This window comes from Bartonella sp. AU18XJBT, assembly GCF_028618595.1.
Classification (GTDB): Bacteria; Pseudomonadota; Alphaproteobacteria; order Rhizobiales; family Rhizobiaceae; genus Bartonella.
Genome location: NZ_JAQITE010000028.1, coordinates 1 through 1263, shown reverse-complemented (window position 1 = coordinate 1263; position 1263 = coordinate 1). Strand labels below are relative to the sequence as shown.

General features: G+C 40.2%; 2 protein-coding genes and 1 pseudogene. 2 read left to right on the top strand and 1 reads right to left on the bottom strand.

What is annotated here, in order from left to right:
- Window positions 1–608 (top strand): BA14K family protein (locus tag PVV60_RS07570; protein WP_273724072.1); only part of this gene is annotated, 608 nt, incomplete at its 5' end.
- A 51-nt stretch (window positions 609–659) separates the two neighbouring features.
- Here PVV60_RS07570 and PVV60_RS07565 read toward each other — a convergent pair.
- Window positions 660–806, bottom strand: a pseudogene (locus PVV60_RS07565) (MBL fold metallo-hydrolase); the annotation flags it as partial.
- A gap of 219 nt (window positions 807–1025) precedes the next feature.
- Between PVV60_RS07565 and PVV60_RS07560 the strand changes: the two are divergent.
- Window positions 1026–1263: Arm DNA-binding domain-containing protein (locus tag PVV60_RS07560; protein ID WP_273724071.1), on the top strand; the 238-nt coding region annotated here is incomplete at its 3' end.

Genomic DNA, 1263 nt, shown 5'->3' with positions numbered 1-1263 from the left:
AAAAGATGATCAGGTTAGCGGTATTATCAGCAATGTCAACAGCAACCGTTTTGATGCCGCTAAATGCAACGCTTGCGGATATGACATGGTATCATAACTATGATATGAGGAGAGAGGCTGGTTTACCGTCTCGCAATTTTAGCTCCCATTCTTTTCATAGTAAACATTACTCTTTTGATGATCCCCACAAGCGTCATTATGTCAGCCGTAGATGGAGAGAACAACAACATCATCACGTTGAAAGCAAGACATATCATTATGTCGAACACCAAAAGACAAAACACAGTAATATTCAAGGAAATGCTTTAGCATTGGGCATTCTTGCTCTTGCAGCAGGTGCAATTCTTATTAAAATTTTAAAAAAACCAGAACAGCCACAAATTGTCTATCAAGACACACCACAAAATCAGGTAATTTATCAAAAAGTTCCGCAAAATCAAAGGGGTTATCAAGTGCAGCAAACGGTGGAACATAAGCCACTCCAGCAATCATTCAAATCTGATTGGCTTCAATATTGCAAGAAAAAATACCGCTCCTTCAACCCCAAAACAGGAACTTTTCGAGGAAATGATGGCTTAAATCGTGTCTGCTATGCTCCAGTAAATTGAATTAACATTGAGAAAAGCCCGCTCTAAAGCGGGTTTTTGATGCCCTCCCTCTCAAATCTCTTGAAGAAAATGATTCCATTGGTGCACATAGTCTATGTTACTTTTGGAACCATGCCCGCAAATAAAACAAACATCATCGCCTAAGGGTAAAACTTTTTCTGGAAGAGATTACATTAATTTTTCATGGGAATAGAATGGGATGCGATGCGCCCGCAAACGATTACCGTCTCTGCAACACCACATAACACATTGATTTATAATGATAATATAGCGTTATTCATATTGAATGAGAACCCCGAATAACGTAAGATTCTCTCATTTCAAACCTCTCTATCTTGAATCAATCAAAACTACTCATTTGCACATAACAAGTGGGATGAGTGTGTGGATCAAATTTGTATAAGAAAGGATTAAAAAATGGCTCTTATGAACCGTCTTAATGCAAGATCTGTCGCAACATTGGGGGCTGGAAAATATAACGATGGTGCCGGCTTGTTACTTCATAAACGTAAAGATGGCGGTGCTCAATGGATTTTACGGTATACCCTTCACGGGCGCCGTCGTGAAATGGGCTTGGGTGCGTTGCGAGATGTCTCTTTAAAACAAGCCCGTGAATTGGCAACTGGGTGGCGCTCTGTTTTACGTGAAGGGCGTG